The 17178-nt window shown below is 32.2% G+C and carries 12 protein-coding genes; 2 read left to right on the top strand and 10 right to left on the bottom strand.

Translation table 11 applies throughout. The features are described 5' to 3' along the window. Positions 1-75 precede the first annotated feature (75 nt). Positions 76-330: a TM1266 family iron-only hydrogenase system putative regulator gene (locus KGNDJEFE_RS05065; RefSeq protein ID WP_148881806.1), complete on the top strand. Its 255-nt coding sequence runs from the start codon at positions 76-78 to the stop codon at positions 328-330. 7 nt (positions 331-337) lie between these two features. Here the strand turns inward: KGNDJEFE_RS05065 and KGNDJEFE_RS05060 are convergent, their stop codons facing one another. After that, on the bottom strand, positions 338-1660 hold the full coding sequence (locus KGNDJEFE_RS05060) for an IS3 family transposase (RefSeq protein WP_148881763.1): 1323 nt from the start codon (positions 1658-1660) through the stop codon (positions 338-340). Positions 1661-2500: 840 nt separating this feature from the next. Next, the gene (locus tag KGNDJEFE_RS05055; RefSeq protein ID WP_040410250.1) at positions 2501-5101 is read right to left on the bottom strand and encodes a heavy metal translocating P-type ATPase; all 2601 of its coding nucleotides are present in this window, start codon (positions 5099-5101) and stop codon (positions 2501-2503) included. A gap of 380 nt (positions 5102-5481) precedes the next feature. Here KGNDJEFE_RS05055 and typA point away from each other — a divergent pair, with 380 nt between their 5' ends. After that, on the top strand, positions 5482-7314 hold the full coding sequence (gene typA, locus KGNDJEFE_RS05050) for a translational GTPase TypA (protein WP_040410249.1): 1833 nt from the start codon (positions 5482-5484) through the stop codon (positions 7312-7314). A 488-nt stretch (positions 7315-7802) separates the two neighbouring features. On the opposite strand, the gene KGNDJEFE_RS05045 is transcribed toward typA, so the two are convergent. The 8 genes from KGNDJEFE_RS05045 to KGNDJEFE_RS05010 form a co-directional block, all read right to left on the bottom strand. Then, positions 7803-8681 carry a TPM domain-containing protein gene (locus tag KGNDJEFE_RS05045; RefSeq protein ID WP_040410248.1) on the bottom strand — a complete coding sequence of 293 codons (879 nt, stop codon included), beginning with the start codon at positions 8679-8681 and terminating at the stop codon, positions 7803-7805. A gap of 12 nt (positions 8682-8693) precedes the next feature. After that, complete coding sequence (locus KGNDJEFE_RS05040) at positions 8694-9782, bottom strand: TFIIB-type zinc ribbon-containing protein (RefSeq protein ID WP_006439431.1); 1089 nt, start codon at positions 9780-9782, stop codon at positions 8694-8696. Positions 9783-9817: 35 nt separating this feature from the next. Beyond that, positions 9818-11173 (bottom strand): SPFH domain-containing protein, encoded by a 1356-nt coding sequence (locus tag KGNDJEFE_RS05035; protein WP_040410247.1) that lies wholly within the window; start codon positions 11171-11173, stop codon positions 9818-9820. Positions 11174-11318: 145 nt separating this feature from the next. Further along, positions 11319-12068 carry an epoxyqueuosine reductase gene (locus tag KGNDJEFE_RS05030; RefSeq protein WP_006439429.1) on the bottom strand — a complete coding sequence of 250 codons (750 nt, stop codon included), beginning with the start codon at positions 12066-12068 and terminating at the stop codon, positions 11319-11321. Positions 12069-12202: 134 nt separating this feature from the next. Further along, positions 12203-12631, bottom strand: a complete 429-nt coding sequence (locus KGNDJEFE_RS05025) for a hypothetical protein (protein WP_006439428.1) — start codon at positions 12629-12631, stop codon at positions 12203-12205. Positions 12632-12633: 2 nt separating this feature from the next. After that, on the bottom strand, positions 12634-13671 hold the full coding sequence (locus KGNDJEFE_RS05020) for a rhodanese-like domain-containing protein (protein WP_006439427.1): 1038 nt from the start codon (positions 13669-13671) through the stop codon (positions 12634-12636). A gap of 145 nt (positions 13672-13816) precedes the next feature. Beyond that, positions 13817-14809 carry a glycyl-radical enzyme activating protein gene (locus tag KGNDJEFE_RS05015; protein ID WP_242649208.1) on the bottom strand — a complete coding sequence of 331 codons (993 nt, stop codon included), beginning with the start codon at positions 14807-14809 and terminating at the stop codon, positions 13817-13819. Next, positions 14781-17171: a glycyl radical protein gene (locus tag KGNDJEFE_RS05010; protein ID WP_006439425.1), complete on the bottom strand. Its 2391-nt coding sequence runs from the start codon at positions 17169-17171 to the stop codon at positions 14781-14783. The genes KGNDJEFE_RS05015 and KGNDJEFE_RS05010 overlap by 29 nt, the downstream gene beginning before the upstream one ends. Positions 17172-17178: the final 7 nt, after the last annotated feature.

Below are 17178 nucleotides of genomic sequence, written 5' to 3'. Positions count from 1 at the left end.
TGAATTCCTTTCGCTATTGACTATAAACTTTTAAAAATATAAAATCTAATTAATGAAATCTGAGGAGGTGCCTTTATGGAAACAAGAATAGCACTTATAGGGATAATTGTTGAAGATTTAAAAGCGTCTGATGCACTGAATAAGACACTACACGACTTTGCTCCCTATATTGTCGGAAGAATGGGAGTCCCATATCCTAAAAAGGAAGTAAGTATCATTAGTGTTATAATTGATGCGCCTTCCGATGTGATAAGCTCACTATCTGGAAAACTAGGTATGATAAAAGGACTGAACGTAATAAAATGGTCCCTATGTCAAGGACATATATAAAAAAGTCTTAAGCAGCAAGCAGCTGACTTCTATATTGAATAGGAGTCAGCTGTTTTAAATTCCACTGACAACGATCATTATTATAATAATCCATATAATCATCTATTAAACTTTTTAACTCTTCAAATGTATTGCAACTTTTATAATCTATTTCATCTTTCATATGACCAAAGAATGACTCCTGCGGAGCATTGTCCCAACAATTACCTTTTCTAGACATAGATTGACCTAAATTATATTTTTTTAACAAGTTCTGAAAAATAGTACTTGTATAATGAACTCCTTGATCAGAATGAATAAATGCATCTTTATGTAATTTGTCTGAATTTGATAACATGAGATTGTTAATAGTTGAAATAACAATATCCATTTTTAAATTCTTCGATAAATGATACGATAAAATTTCATTCGTAGAAGAATCTTTTACAGTTGATAAATATGCTGTTTTCCCATTGCCGTACGGCATATACGTAATATCAGTTAAAAGTACTTTTCCTGGTATACCTTGTTTAAATTCTCTATTCAATTTATTAGGAACTGTGTGATGTTCTTTTCTTGCTTTTCCCATACGTTTAGCTGGATTTGACTCGCGAATAGGACATTTAATTCCATATTTTTTCATTATTCTTTGAATTTTTTTTCTGTTAAATATTATATTAAATTTACTTTTTAAAATCATTTTTATTGAACGAGAACCTTTTTTGTATCCTCTGAACTTATATGCTTTAAGAATTATTTCTTTTGCTTCTAAATCCTTTTCTTCTTGTTTGCTTATTACATTCTTGTTTTTTAAATAGTTATAAAATCCAGATCTAGATACTCCTGCAACAATACATAGATGTTTTATCATTTTTTTTAAACAATATTTATTTATTACATCATTAATTAATTTGAATATTTTCACCGAAGGTAGCTTATTATTCATCACCTGCCTTTCTTCGAAGTCTAGCTTTTTTACTAGTTCTAGCTCTGCTTTAAGATATGCTATTTCAGCATCCTTCTTATCTATTATCTCTTTATCTGTTAATTTTCTTTTTCTTGGTCTTCCAGAATTATTAACTCTAGAATCATCTAGTCCCAAAATACCATTTTCTTTATATGACTTTCTCCATCGCTCGCTAGCGCATTTAATACGTTTTGCACCTATGATGTTAGTGTCAAAACCTGCTTCTTTAAATATCTGTGTTGGATTTTTTCCCTTATTGTATTCTGTTATGAAATGTATTTTAAATTCATTTGTATATGTTATTGATTTACAGCTTACATTCTTTACAAATGGATTTTTTGATAGCTCTAATGTTTCTTCTTTACTAAATTGTTTTTTACTCATAAATTACTCACCTCTATATTAAAATTATACAAAAAAAGAACCTATAGATGAAACACCTTTTTACAAGTGTCCATTCTATAGGTTCCATTTTATAAAAGTTCAGTACTCTAAAAAATAAAAATGATTCAAAAATAGCATATTATAAAATAAATATTCAATCTATTTTTAACAATCGTTTATAAATTTTAATACTCGTAGATAAAAATCCCTGTATAACCTGGACTAAAAAAGCCAAATAATATGGGGATAATTTTATGTGCAAACATCGCCTTTCAACTCGGGAACAACACCCTCACTGTCAGCTCGATTTCATTCTTAGTATAACATTTGAATTTAGAATTTTCAATATTAATAAATACTTTACTTTGACTATTTAAAAATTAACTTTTATTCATTTCTGACTTAAAATACTATATATTATTTAAATTCATATTAAAAAACTATCAATCAATACTCTTTATCATTCAATATTTCCTAAAGTTTTAAAAAGTATCAAAATTTATAATAATTTTATAATAAAAATGTATCAACTTTTCTAATTACATCCTTTTTATCCCCTATCCTATCCAATAAGCTCTAAGATTTTAAAAAGTATTAAAATTTATAAAAATGAGTTTCAAATTTCCTGAGTCTATATTTTTTACTTTCTTTAAAAAAGAAGATTTTATTCTGGATAGAAATAAAGGTATCGTAAAATTTTTCAAATAAATCTCTATTTTAAGTTCTCGCTCAAAATAGAGATTTATAGAAAAATTTAAGAGACCTGTTTTCTATATCATAAAAAATCTTCTTTTCCCCAAAGCAATAAAAGATGTCTCAGAAAATCTGAGACATCTTTTTCTATAATTTTATAGTTTTTAATCTTAATGCGTTTGACACTACTGATACTGAACTTAAACTCATTGCCGCAGCCCCTATCATTGGATTTAGTAGCGGTCCACCAAAGATATACAATAACCCTGCTGCAACTGGAATACCAACAGTATTATATCCAAACGCCCAGAATAAATTCTGCTTAATATTCTTTATAGTTTCTCTACTCAATCTAATAGCCTTAGGAACATCTAAAATACTATTTCTCATAAGCACAATATCCGCTGACTCAATAGCTATATCAGTTCCATTTCCTATCGCTATACCTATATCTGCCTTTGCAAGTGCTGGAGCATCATTTATACCATCTCCAACCATAGCGATAAATTTTCCTTCTTTCTGAAGATTTTCTATAACCTTAGCCTTTTCTTCAGGAAGAACATCTGAAACAACTGTATCTATTCCAACATTTTTAGCTATAGCTTCTGCAGTTTTTGCATTATCCCCAGTTAACATAACTGTTTTAATGTTCATTTCGTGAAGTTTTTCTATAGCTTCTCTACTTGTTTCCTTAACAACATCGGCAACACCTATCACAGCCTGTAATTTACCGTTTATAGCTATATACATAGGTGTTTTTCCTTGACTAGATAGAGTAGTTGCTTTTTCTTCTGCATCTTTTAACTCTACATTTTCACTAGCAATTAATTTCTTATTACCTATTGCAACATTATTTCCATTAATCATAGCTTTTATACCTTTTCCAGGTATATTTTCAAAATTCTTAGTTTCAAATATTTCTAATTCTTTTTCTTCTGCATGTCTTACAATCGCTTCTCCTAGAGGATGTTCAGAAACTTTTTCCGCTGATGCTGCAAATCCTAAAACATCATCTTTTTCAAAATCAGATCCATCTAAAAGAATTAAATCTGTAACCTCAGGTTTTCCTTCTGTAATTGTACCTGTCTTATCAAATACAACAGTGTCTATTTTATATGCTGATTCAAGAGAATCTCCACCTTTTATAAGTATCCCATTTTCAGCGCCTTTTCCTGTACCTGCCATTATCGCTGTAGGTGTTGCAAGACCTAACGTACAAGGACAAGCTATAACAAGAACTGATACAAATATTGTCAAGCAGAACACTAAATCTTTTCCACCAACAAAGTACCATAAAAGAGCAGATACTATTGCAACTGTCATAACTGCAGGTACAAAATATCCTGCCACAGTATCTGCTAACTTAGCTATTGGAGCTTTTCTTGACTGTGCATCCTCAACTAATCTAATTATCTGAGATAATACTGTATTTTCTCCAGTTTTTTCGATTCTTATCTTAACAAAACCATTTTTATTTAAAGAAGCTCCTGTTACAGAATCCCCTTCTTTTTTAGCAACTGGAACACTTTCCCCAGTAATCATTGACTCATCAACATAAGTTGTTCCATAAACTACAGTACCATCTGAAGGTATCTTTTCACCAGGTTTTACAATTACTATATCGCCTTTTTTAATAGTATCTATATGAACTTCTTTTTCTCCATCTTCTGTTTCTATTATCGCAGTATTTGGCTGAAGTCCGATTAATTTTTTTATAGCTTCTGATGTCTTTCCTTTTGACTTTGTTTCAAAGTATTTTCCTAAAGATACAAGTGCGATTATTATACCAGCACTTTCAAAGTATAGCTGATGGTGATGTGCATGATCTACAGTACCATTTGCTATCTGGAAAGTAGTGTATAAACTATATACAAATGAGGCTGCTGTTCCAAGTGCAACAAGTGTATCCATATTAGGTGATCCTGAAAGTATTGCTTTAGTTCCGTTTATATAGAAGTGTTTTCCAATTATCATTATTGGAACAACTAAAACTATCTGGATTAATGCGTAATTTAATAAATGCGTATCAGGACTTATTATATCTGGCAGTGGCCAAGGTCCAAGTGGTGACGGTATCATAGGCCCCATTGCAACATAAAATAGTGGTATTGCCAAACACATTGTTATCACAAATTTTATAAACATATCGTGAATTTCTTTTTCCTTGCTCAATCTTCTTTCCTCATCTGTTTGAGCAACAAAACCACTATTTTCTATTTCTTCCTCTGTGTCAGTTTCTGTGTCAGTTGAAGATTTAACTTCTTCCGTTTCTGTTTTATCTATTATTGGAGTAAATCCTTTTGACTTCACTGCATTTGCGAAATCTTCTATCCCAACTAGCTCTGGATTATATTTTACAAATGCTTTTTCTGTAGCTATGTTTACATTAGCTTCCTCTACTCCTTCCAATTTTTTCAGAGCTTTTTCAGAACCCATTGCACACGCTGCACAATGCATTCCGTCTATTCTAAATGTAATCTCTTTTAAATTTGAAATTTCTCCAACTTCTTCTACCTTTTCTAATTCTTTTTTATCTATTATTGGAGTAAATCCTTTTGACTTTACTACATTTGCAAAATCTTCTATTCCAACTTTATCCGTATCATATTTTACAAATGCTTTTTCTGTTGCTATGTTTACACTAGCTTCTTCTACTCCATCTAATTTTTTTATTGCTTTTTCAGCTCCCATTGCACATGCTGCACAATGCATTCCATCTATTCTAAATGTAATTTCTCTTATGCTCATACTATCCCTCCCCTTTCTGAAGTAATTCATAATCTTATTATACCCCCTTAGGGTATAATATCAAACATATTTTTTCTCAAAAATAATAATTTATATATCAATACGATTTAATTAAATAACATTCTAATCAATTTGTAAATAAATTATCTATATTTTTATAATATTCTATAATGATTCTTCATAAATATTTTATATTAGTTTTTACAAAAGTTGTGCTATAATGTACTATAATTTAAAGAGATGAATGAAATTGCACATTGACACAAAAAAATTTTCTTTGAAAATGATTTCAAGAAAAAAATAACATTTGTATTCCTTGTGTGACTTTCATGATTGTGATATACTTGTTAAGTTATGATATAAAGAAGGGAGCTAAACTTATGGCAAAGCATAAAATTATAAATATAGCCGTTATCGCCCATGTCGATGCTGGTAAATCAACTCTAGTTGATGCTTTTCTTTCTCAGAGCGGAATATTTAGAGCAAATGAAGAAGTAAGAGAGCGTGTAATGGATAGTAACGACTTAGAACAGGAAAGGGGTATAACAATATATTCTAAAAACTGTTCAATAAACTACGGAGACTACAAAATAAACATAGTAGATACTCCTGGACACTCTGACTTCTCTTCAGAAGTTGAACGTGTTATGAAAACTGTTGATACAGTTATACTTCTTGTTGATGCAAGTGAAGGACCAATGCCTCAGACAAGATTCGTTTTACAGAAATCACTTGAATGTGGTTTAAAACCAATATTATTTATAAACAAAATAGACAAAAAAGACCAAAGAGCTGAAGAAGTTGTTGACGAGGTATTTGACTTATTCGTTGACCTTAACGCAACTGATGAACAGTGTGAATTCCCTATAATATACGGAATAGCTAAACAGGGAATAGCTAAATTAGATATGGAAGAAGAAAGTGAAGACTTATCTCCTCTATTCAAAACTATAATAGATCACGTTGAAGCTTATCCTGATTACGATGATGAACCATTACAGCTTCAGATATCTTCTCTAGCTTACGATGACTATATAGGAAGACTTGGTATAGGTAGAGTTTATAAAGGTAAAGTACAGCCAGGACAGAATGTATGCATATGTGGTGAAGCTGAAGAGCCAAGAAAAGGTAGAATAGGTAAACTTACTGTGTATGAAGGTTTAAAACAGGTTGAAACTGAAGAAGCTGGAAGTGGTGAAATAGTTGTTATATCTGGTATACCTGATATATCAATAGGTGAAACTATCTGTTACCCAGATAACCCACAGCCAATAGAAATGATAAGCATAGAAGAACCAACACTTTCTATGAACTTTTTAGTAAATGATTCTCCATTCGCTGGTAAGAGTGGTAAATTCGTTACAACTAGACATTTAAAAGATAGATTAGAAAAAGAACTTGAAGTAAACGTTGGGTTAAAAGTTGAACCTCTTGATACTACTGACGGATACAAAGTTTCTGGACGTGGAGAACTTCATCTTTCTATATTAATAGAAAACATGAGACGTGAAGGATACGAACTAGGGGTATCTAAACCAGAGGTTTTAATGCATAGAGATGAAAATGGTACTCTTCTTGAACCAATGGAAAGAGTTATCGTTAACTGCCCAGAAGTTTATTCTGGTACAATAATAAATGAATTAAACCAGAGAAAAGGTATGATGGAATCAATGGAAATGGAAGGAGATTATGTAAAAATAGAATTCATAGCTCCTACTAGAGGTCTACTTGGTTACAGAAGTGAATTCATAAACGTTACTAGAGGTGAAGGTACTCTTGTAAGATCATTTGAAAGATTTGAAGAACACAAAGGTGAAATACCTGGAAGAAGTAATGGTGTTCTAATATCTCAGGGACCTGGAACAACTATGGGTTATGCACTTAATGCTTTAAGTGAAAGAGCTACTATGTTCGTTGACCCAGGTGTTGAAGTTTACGAAGGTATGATAATCGGTATGAACTCAAGAAAAGACGATATGACTGTTAACCCATGTAAGAACAAGAAACAGTCAAACGTTCGTGCTTCTGGTTCAGATGATGCTATCAAACTTGCTCCTCCAAGAATATTCACTCTTGAAGAAGCTCTTGAATTTATAGATGAGGACGAATTAGTTGAAATAACTCCAGACGCTATAAGACTAAGAAAAAGATACCTAAATGAACACGAAAGACTACAGTACAACAAAGCTAGACAGGCTGCAAAAAATAAATAAAGATTAATATAAGGCTGTTACAATAATTTGTAACAGCCTATTTTTTATAATCTATTATAAATTTACTATCTTATTAAAAGTAGATAAATCAAAATTCTACAACCCTTTGTTACTATGCGAAGCATATGAGATATAGACAAATTTTGATTTATTCCACTCTTTTAAGTTAGTAAATTTGACACATATTGATATAAAAATAAGACTTATTACAACTATATTGTTAACAGCTCATATTTAAAATATAGTAAAAGTAGGATACCATTTTTTACATCATTATTTGTCGATAAAATATATTTCTATAAGTAATTTACATAATATATGTTAATTTTATATCTATCCAATCAATTTTTTTCATTTTTATTTTACATAGTTAAGTATTATAATTAAAGTAAGGACAGTTTTATTATTCGATGATCCATATATTATGAAAATATCCCGACAACAATGCTTCCTTGTTACCGGGATATTTTTATGTTTATATTTATTTGTTAGAAGCTTCCACTTGAGCCACCGTAGTCTCCTCCGCCACCACCGCTGCTAAAGTCGCTACTATTATTTTCATTTTTAGGTCTCATAGTTCTTGTTACAGTTCTGTAAAGGAATATATCCTGACTTTTCACAAGTTTCATATCCATTAGATAATCATCCGCTCTACTTTCACTTTTAACACTTTTTAGCTGAGATTTATACATCATCATTATAACTAATGAAATCGCACATCCCATAACAATTGATAAAGGTATCCAAACTTCATTGTTTATTCCTTTTTCTTCTTCAACTATATTTTCATCTACAGGGTAGTTTTCATCATCAATATACTCCTCTTCTCCATAAGGATCTCCTAAAACATACATTGCACCGAGTTCTCTAGCATTGTTTGCAAAGTTTTCAAATGCAGAATAATAATCATCCTCTGCTAAGTATGGAAGAAATTCTCCAGATAGAAAATCAAGTCCTTCTTCGTTAAATGCTTCCTTTGCAGATCCATGAGTACTCATCGCCCATTCTCTGTCCTCAGTAGCAACTAAAAGAAGTATACCATCTCTATTTTCGCCTTTACCAAATTTATTCTGTTCAAATAAATCATTTGCAAATTCTTGTGCACTTTTTCCATCCAGATAATCTACTGTTACAACACCTACGTCTATATTATTTTCATCGCTTATTTGTGCCAATTTAGATTTTAATGATTCTAATTCCTCTGTGGTCAATACCTTAGCACTGTCAACAGCATACTCCATATCTCCATCTGCAAAAGATTTTTCAATAGTTTTTAAATTTAAAAATACAGAACAGAAAATCATACTAAATGCTATAAATATAGAAAGTGATATTTTTTTGAAATTATTTTTTCCTAAACTATTCAACTTCTTCACCTCCTAAAGCATATTTATAGCAAAAGCAGCTGCATAAACAACTAAAGTCGCTATAATTGCATATATTGCAAAAAATTTAAAGAATTTCTTATTATCCATAGGTAAATTTCCTACAAATTTTCCTGTCTGTGCATTCATAACAAATGTGTATTTTTCGTCATTCCAACTAGTTGTAAGCATCCACACAGGGTAAAGTGCATACTTTGCAGAACCATTTTTAAGCCTTACAGAATTGTACTCTGGGATAACTGTAGCATAAAATCCATCAACTGTTGAAGCAAGTGCCTCAACTGACGAATTCTTTATCCTATCATTTGCCCTACTAACACTGTCATCCTCTGTAACATCATATCTATCAGCCAAATACCCAGCAAGATAAGCAGTCTCAAAATCAACAGCTTCACTTATATCAAATGGCTCTATAGATTCCATAAGCTCATCGGCTATTTTTGAAGAACCATCTACAGGAACATTTCTAAACTTCATATCACCACTTCTAACTATAGAATAATGGCTTGTTTCTGTATAATCATAATCTCCATCAGACCAAAAATGTACCCTAGTCGCTTTGTATCTTGCATCAGCTTCGGCATCTGCATCAAAAATCCAAAACGGAACATACATGCCCTTTATCTCATCAATATGATTTTCTTCCTTAAAAGGTTCTGGCACAAGCTTTTTACTATTAACGTGCTCTTTTAGTTTCTGTTTTGCATATTTCTTATCTAACTTAAAAGGTATAACAAGGTCTGGCTTTAAATCTCCAGCAAGCCTCCCTGTCAAAATCACAGGACTTCCACAGAATGGACAACTAGTAGCTGCTGTGTTTTCGTCTGTCACCAGCTCTCCTCCACAAGAATTACAAGTATATACGTTCATAGTCGCTTTTTCACCGTCATTCCACTCTTGTCCTGCATGAGTTTCCCAACTCATATCATCTGCAACATCTTCATTTTTTATATCAACATAGGCTTTTATATCGTCTATATCAAAAACTGTATCACAGTACGGACATTTCAACTTTTGCTTTGAACTGTCAAACTCTATGCTCCCTCCACAGTTGGGGCATTTAAACTCTTGAACATTAGGCATAGAACCACCTCTTTATCTTTCGAACTATTTTATTACTAATCATTTTTTATATCATTTTCGTCAAATCTATCTCCACATTCTGGGCAGAATTTTGGCGGATTGTGTGGATCTTCTGGTTCCCATCCACATTTATCACATCTACATAGAGGCATTCCTGCAGGTTTTTTCTTTCCACAATTTGTACAGAACTTACCTTTATTCACTGTTCCACATTCGCAAACCCAACCATCTTCAGGCTTTTTAGCTCCACATTCAGAGCAGAATTTCCCTGTATTTTTCGCTCCACAGCTACAAGTCCACTCACCTGCAACTTCATTAGCACTAGTTGAGTTATTATTTTCAGCAAATTTTTTCATCTCTTCCATCTGCTGTTTTTTCTTTTCTTCGGCCATTTCAAATAAGCCGTTTACATTCATTCCTCCTGCATTTGTAGCCATTCCCATGCCCATAAATCCGGTCATTGCACCACCTTCATTACCTGCAGCAGTTTTCATTGCATCTGCCTGAGCTGAAGCTATTGTAGCGGCTGCCATTGAAGGATCTCTTAAAATAGCTGCTTTCTGAGCCTGTTTTATCATATCTGCATCTTCTTCTGGAAGTGTCACAGAATTCAAACCTATTGAAACAACTGAAATACCTCTAAGTTCTGCCCATTTTTCTGTAAGTGTTGCATTCATTGCCTTTGAAAGTTCATCAACATGAGCAGGAAGAGCATTTGGTCTTATTTCTAAATCAGATATTTTAGCAAATGCTGGCTGTAACGCACCTATAAATTCTGCCTTTAACTGAGAGTCAATTTCTTCTCTTTCATAACTTCCTTCAACATTTCCACATACATTTGTGTAGAATAGAACTGGGTCAGTTATTTTATAAGAATAAATTCCGTTGCATCTAACTGAAACATCTATATCAAGTCCGATATTTCTATCAACCACTCTAAATGGAATAGGCATTGCTGTTCCAAATTTATTTCCAATTATTTCTTTTGTATTTACATAATATACTCTCTGATCCTTTCCAGTATCTCCACCATAAGTAAATCTCTTGCCTATTGTTTCAAAAGTCTTTCTAATTCCATCAGAAAGGCTTCCTGTAAAAATACTCGGCTCTGTGGATTTGTCAAAAGTATACTCTCCTGGCTCAGCACAAACTTCCACTATTTTTCCCTGTTCAACGATTAGCATACACTGCCCATCAGCAACTGCTATTCCAGAACCGTCAGATATTATGTTGTCGCTAGCTTTAGTATTTGAAGATCTTTTTGAAGAAATTCTCTTGCTTCCTTTTACAACCAAAGTCTCAGCATCTATTGAATTGCAGTAGAAAAACTCTTTCCACTGATCTGCAAGTGTTCCACCTGCTGCACCTGTTATTGCTTTAATTAGTCCCATAATTGGTACCTCCATTTTGAAGTATTTTTTAATTTTATTTTAAATATATTTATCTTTTGATAATTACTTTTATCTTATTATATTCTTTAATAGATAAATTTAAAACACTTTATTTAATTTTATAAATTACAAGTTTGTAATAAATTTATTTCAATGGATTTTTAAAAGTACATGGAAGTCCAATAGTGCATTTTCCACATACATCTGCCATTTTATTATTCTTTTCATTTTCTACACAAATCTCAAGACACTTAAATCTATCAAATCCATCGTATGTAAGCGCACCAGAAAAACATCTCTCAACGCATTTTCCACAACTTCCATTCAATTTATAAAGGCATCTTTCTTCTTTCAATGGCTCATCTGACTTTATCTCCATATTTGTAACTATTGAGAAAAATCTTCCATTTATACCCTTCTCAGTTATAAGCATGTTGTTTAGTCCAAAAGTTCCAAGTCCAGAAAGATACGCTATGTGTCTTTGAGACCATCTGCTCTTAGCCTTTCCATCAACTATACCACAATCTACTGGCTTGGCTGCTTTATACCCCATCTTTTCAATCTCAGCTACAAGATAGTTATTTAACTTATCCGCCATCTCATTTGTTTCCCGATACGAATGTACCCAAATATCAGAAGGAAGATTGCCTTCTTTGTTAGAATTTGCGATAATTTCCTTAAATGGTACAAAGTATGAAATCATGGTCTTTGCATCATCTAAATAATCTGTTGCAAGATGATGATCCTCTATAACAGCTTCTCTTAGGTATTTCATATTTTTATCATCTACTTTAGAAAATCCTACAAGTACATCTTCCCATTCAGCAAAAAGATTGTTTTTAGATTTGTATTCTTTTATAAAACTATTTATTAAACCAGAAAATTTTTCTCTCATAAAAATCCCTCTTTTCCAAAATATTCTTTAATTTAATTATACAATTATTTTTATAAGCTATGTTAAAATTTCTATATAATTTCCTTAGGAATAAAAAAAGTGTGTAGCTAGAAAACTAACTGCACACTTTTTATTTACGATTCAATTGTATTTTGTTTAGCGAATAGAATATTTATTAATGTTTTTACTATTTGTAATAGGGCTGCACATCCTATAAGAGGACTTATAATATAAAAAGCCGTATACGTATCTTTTGAATTTAACATTGTAAATCCACAATATAGTGCTGTCATTATTAATGTAATAACTATCATAGAAGTTTTTACATTTTTCTTTCTAGCAAAGTATAAAACTATTGTTATTATAGCTAATATAATAACTACTCCTACAGCCATAATTTTCATACTTTCTAGATTAGTATATTGTTCTTCTATCATCATATTTTTATACATTACAAATCTAGCCATACCCATTTTCCTAGGTGTAAAATAGTTTACAAGGTATGCCCCTACTAAAAAAGCTACTTCTAATAAATTTACTATCCAATATATTACTTTCTTCATTATTATTTCGCTGCCTTATCGTTTGATAATTCTCCAACAGTTGTATGCACGCAATCATCATTAGCAGGATCTCCTACCTGAACAGGATTGCTATCATCCATCTGCCATTCATTCCATCCACCATCGAATACAGTCATGTTTGTCATACCATTTTCATAGCATATTAACCATGGTACACAAGCTCTCCAACCAGTTCCACAGTAGAATGAAAGTTCATTATCAGCTGAGAAATCACATTCATTCCATAATTCTTTCATCTGTTCCATATTTATACAAGTTCCATCTTCATTTACATATCTATCTGTATCAAATCCCCAAACTGCACCTTCTGGTTCACCAGCTTTATTTATATATGCATATCCACTAGTTTTTCCTAAGAATTCATCCTCGCTTCTTATACTTACTAATTTAAAGTTTTCATCTTTTAATTTTTCTTTAGTATCTTCTATAGATAAGCAATATTCTGGATGAGCTGGTACTTTTATTCCAAAGTCTTCAGATTTTTTAGCTTCAACTACATCTGTTTCTGTTTTATATCCAGCTTTTTCCCACGCTTCTATTCCACCATTTAACATTTTTACATTTTCAACACCTGCCCAAAGGTATGTAAATGCAACTCTTCCTGCTGCAGAAGGATCACCATAAAGTATAACTGTTGTATCTTTTGTTATACCATTTTCTAGCATACTCTGTTCTATTTTTTCTGGAGATAGTATATTCCATACTGGTCCTTCTTCCACACTATCTGTGTTTATATGTATAGCACCAGGTATATGACCTTTTGTATAACTTGGACTATCTTTATAAGTTCCCCAAGATACCTCGCCTATAACATAATTTTCAGATTCTTTCTGGTTTCCGTCTATAACACTCTGAACCCATTCAGGTGTTACAAATACAGTTTTTGTATCAACTGCTTCAGCTGTTACTTTTTCTGTATTAGTATCAGCTTCTTTTGATTCTTCTTTTGATGAACAACCTGTAAGCACACCAAGAGATAATACCGCTGTTAGTAAAAGACTAACGAATTTCTTATTCATAAGAATTCCTCCCGTTATTAATAATTTTCATTTTTATTTTAGCAATGTTAATTTTATCCGTCAAATATTTAATTTCTATATTTTTAATATCTAATATAGTTTTTTTCTATATCTATATAGTTAATTTTTATATTTCACAAAATCTCTATTCTATTATTAAATTCTTTAACCCTACCTGCTCGACAATATCATAAAAATGCTGCATCTCATCTTTGCCAAACATTTTATAATCCTCATCAAGTCCATATTCCAAGTCGACAAGCTCATACTTTGATGGAGCTAGAGGATTATAGTTTAATAATTCATATCTAACCTCTGGATAAACTCCAACTAAGAATTCTGCTATGCTTCTTATATTTTCATCAGTAGCTGTCATAGTTGGTATCAGCGGAGTTCTAATTATGACTTTATCTCTATGATTACTTTCAAGCACATATTTAATATGCTCCTTTATAACTTTTGACGATACACCTGTACATTCTTCGTGCAACTTTTCATCAAATACCTTTAAATCTATATATATCAAATCCAAATATGGAAGTACTTTTTCAATAATCTCAAGTGGTGCAAACATAGTAGTTTCAATGGCTGTGTGTATTCCTTCTTCCTTGCAACGTTTTAATATCTCTACTAAAAACTCTCCCTGCATCAAAGGCTCTCCACCAGAAAAAGTAACCCCTCCATCATTTCTAAAGAATACCTGATCTTCCTTTATCTTTTCTAGTAATTCTTCAACTACGTATTCTTTGCTATCATATCTAATAGCTCCAGATGGACACGCTTTTATTAAATTATCAAATCCTTCTTTATAATCTAAATTAAAATATGGTCTATCATCTCTGTATTCAATCTGATTTTCTTTAGAAACTTTTTCGCAAATTCTACAATGAATACAGCTATTCTTAAAATAAATCGGCCTTTTCTTTGCTGATAACCCTTCAGGATTTTGGCACCATTTACACCTCAATGGGCATCCTTTAAAAAACACGGTTGTTCTAAGTCCAGCACCGTCGTGAACAGCAAATCTCTTAACATCAAACACCAACGCTTTTTTAGAATCCTCTATTTTTTCATTAATTTTTACTTCTTCATTCAATTCTAGCTTTTCATTAGATTTCTTCATAAGCTGTCCTTTCAATTATCTCATCCTGTAATTTTCCTGCTAATTCAACAAAATAAGCTGTATATCCTGCAACTCGAATTGTAAGTGATTTATGTCTTTCTGGGTGAACTTTCGCATCCAATAAATCCTCTCTTCTTACAACATTAAACTGAATATGAGGAACTTCTAAATCCACAAAAGCTCTCAAGAAACTTTCAAATTTCAACATTCCTGTTTCTGTCTTGAAAAATTCTGGCAAGAATTTCATATTTAATAGCCCACCATTTGTAGTGTAGTCGTTTGATATTCTCGATACAGATTTTATAACTGCTGTCGGCCCTGCAATATCTCTTCCATACACAGGTGACATACCACCATCTGCAAGTGGAGTAAGTGCATTTCTTCCGTCTGGAGATGCTCCAACATTTTCTCCCATAGGAACGTGTGCAGAAACGGTGTACATTCCTGTGTGATATGCTCCACCACGATAATTTGTGTAATCTTTCATTCTTTCTCTAAAATACCCTGCCCATTTTGTACCTAAATCGTCAACCCATTTTACATCATTTCCGTATTTAGGTGCTTTGTTTAACAACATTGTCTGAGTTATTTCGTGTCCTTTAAAATCATCTCTTAAAGCTTGAAGTAGCTCTTCTTTTGAAATCATCTCTTCATCATAAACTAGCTCTTTAATTGCAGCTAATGAATCGGCAAGGTTTGCTACCTGAATCATCTGTATTCCAGAAAGGTTGTATTTTGCACCACCTCTAGTAACATCTAACCCTTTTTCTAAGCAATCATCTATAACTGTAGATAAAAACGCAGAAGGTAGGCAATCCTGATGAGCCTTTTCCACCACAACTTCTGCCTTCATCATCTCATTTATGAAATAATCTATCTGCTTTCTAAAAGATTCCTCTAAATCTTCAAATGTTTTGTAATCCTCTAACTTACCTAAGTTTAGCCCAATCTGTTCACCAGTTAATAAACATTTACCCTCGTTTAAAGTTAATTCTAATGCCTTGTTTAAATTGAACATAGCTGCATCAGACCAACCTAAGTTGTTTCCATGTGTAGTAAGCTCAACACAACCTACAACTGCGTAATTTCTCGCATCTTTTTCCTCAATTCCAAGATCTATCATCGCTTTGATTATAGACTCATCGTTGAAGAACTGTGGCATTCCACTTCCCTTAGCGACAACTTTTATAGATTCCTGCATCAATTCATGCGATGTGTTTTTATTAAGTCTAACTGATAAGTTTGGCTGAGGTAGTCCTAAATGGTATTGAGCCCTTAATATTAATAACGATAAATTGTTGTAAATATCATCTCCATTTTCATCAACTCCACCGATTGCTATGTTGAATCCTATTGGGAATCCAGCAAAATATTTTGCACTATGCTGATTTCTTAAATAAACAATCTGGTTGAATTTTAACCATAAGCATTCAATTATTTCTAGTGCATCTTGTTCAGATATGATACCTTTTTCAATATCTTCTTTATAATAAGGATATAAATACTGATCCATTCTTCCTGGAGAGAACGAAGAAGCATTTGACTCCATGTGTAAAATCGTAAATAAGAACCATAATGACTGCACTGCTTCGTGGAATGTTTTAGGCGGTCTTTCTGAAAGATTTTTACAAATTTCTGCAACATTTCTTAAAGATTCTTTGTATTCGTCCTCGATTTTATCATCTCCGCAATTATTTATCATATTTAAAATATAATCGTGGTATCTCATCATAAAGTTTTTAGCACCTTCTAGTACTAGAATCGTACATTCATAAAATTCTTTCTGATTTTCTTCACAGTTTGCCATTTTTTCCCTAGCTTTATCAATTAATCCCTGAGGCCCTAATTTTAACCAAAGCTCAGAATCTGGGCAAATATGTCCTTGTGCGTGGTCTTTCTGATTTATTTTTACGACCTTGGCCATCGCATTTATCTCTTTACCATAATTATTTTTAATAACATCTTCCATAGATTTTCCGTTCCAATATGGATAGATGCTTTCTCTAAATTCTTTAATATCTTCTTCTTTTACCAAGAATTTATCCTGTGGTCTAGTTGGAAGTGTTTCAAACTCCTTATTAACCCAAGAACATCCACTTTCTGGGAAAACAACCCCATAGCGAACTCCCTTTGTTCTATTCCCTACGATTAGCTCCTCTTTTTCAACACCTATTTCTAACTCTTCAAGTGATGCTTTAAGTGATAGAGCTCTTTTCTTTGAAGTAGATAGTTCTTCGTTTTCCTTGTAAACTCTCGTAATTATTCTTGCCTGTTCAATAGATGCATATCTAGGTGCATCTAACATCTTCTCTTTTAAAAGATCTATTCTCTTCGTCTGAATTAAATTATCAAATTTTCCTTGAATTAAATTGCTCATCTTCCAC

Origin of the sequence: Peptacetobacter hiranonis (assembly GCF_008151785.1) — a bacterium.
GTDB classification, from domain to species: domain Bacteria; phylum Bacillota; class Clostridia; order Peptostreptococcales; family Peptostreptococcaceae; genus Peptacetobacter; species Peptacetobacter hiranonis.
This window is presented reverse-complemented; position numbering and strand designations above follow the sequence as displayed.

What these genes read in the sequence shown, in the direction of transcription:
- KGNDJEFE_RS05055 (WP_040410250.1), bottom strand. Translation starts at nt 5,101, where the DNA reads ATGAGCATAAGAGAAATTACATTTAGAATAGATGGAATGCATTGTGCA.
- KGNDJEFE_RS05010 (WP_006439425.1), bottom strand. Translation starts at nt 17,171, where the DNA reads ATGAGCAATTTAATTCAAGGAAAATTTGATAATTTAATTCAGACGAAG.
- KGNDJEFE_RS05040 (WP_006439431.1), bottom strand. Translation starts at nt 9,782, where the DNA reads ATGCCTAATGTTCAAGAGTTTAAATGCCCCAACTGTGGAGGGAGCATA.
- KGNDJEFE_RS05060 (WP_148881763.1), bottom strand. Translation starts at nt 1,660, where the DNA reads ATGAGTAAAAAACAATTTAGTAAAGAAGAAACATTAGAGCTATCAAAA.
- typA (WP_040410249.1), top strand. Translation starts at nt 5,482, where the DNA reads ATGGCAAAGCATAAAATTATAAATATAGCCGTTATCGCCCATGTCGAT.
- KGNDJEFE_RS05065 (WP_148881806.1), top strand. Translation starts at nt 76, where the DNA reads ATGGAAACAAGAATAGCACTTATAGGGATAATTGTTGAAGATTTAAAA.
- KGNDJEFE_RS05020 (WP_006439427.1), bottom strand. Translation starts at nt 13,671, where the DNA reads ATGAATAAGAAATTCGTTAGTCTTTTACTAACAGCGGTATTATCTCTT.
- KGNDJEFE_RS05030 (WP_006439429.1), bottom strand. Translation starts at nt 12,068, where the DNA reads ATGAGAGAAAAATTTTCTGGTTTAATAAATAGTTTTATAAAAGAATAC.
- KGNDJEFE_RS05025 (WP_006439428.1), bottom strand. Translation starts at nt 12,631, where the DNA reads ATGAAGAAAGTAATATATTGGATAGTAAATTTATTAGAAGTAGCTTTT.
- KGNDJEFE_RS05035 (WP_040410247.1), bottom strand. Translation starts at nt 11,173, where the DNA reads ATGGGACTAATTAAAGCAATAACAGGTGCAGCAGGTGGAACACTTGCA.